This is a genomic window from Herbaspirillum sp. WGmk3, from assembly GCF_023952535.1.
GTDB lineage: Bacteria > Pseudomonadota > Gammaproteobacteria > Burkholderiales > Burkholderiaceae_D > Herbaspirillum > Herbaspirillum huttiense.
This window is the reverse complement of sequence record NZ_JAKYWT010000179.1, coordinates 1-229: the sequence shown is the minus strand read 5'-3', so window position 1 is coordinate 229 and position 229 is coordinate 1. Positions and strand designations below refer to the sequence as shown.

The window sequence follows — 229 nt, the reverse complement described above, 5'->3', positions numbered from 1 at the left end:
CCGCCCGCACCTTCCAGGCCAGCAGCGGCGGGATGATGCAGGTCCACAGGGTCGCCACGGCGCCCGCATAGCCGATGGCCACCAGGAAGCCGAACGGGAACAGGAGCGACAGCACCAGGGGTGGCAGGAAGGTCACCGCCCAGGACTTGGCGCGGCCGCCGCGGCTGTTGTCGAACTTGAACAGGTCCGCCAGGTAGTCGAACACCCCGAGCCCCACCCCGATGAAGGA

General features: G+C 69.0%; 1 protein-coding gene. It reads right to left on the bottom strand.

The annotated features are described in order from the left end of the window. On the bottom strand, positions 1-229 hold a 229-nt coding region (locus tag MKD49_RS26380; RefSeq protein WP_252697787.1), incomplete at both ends, for an aromatic amino acid transport family protein.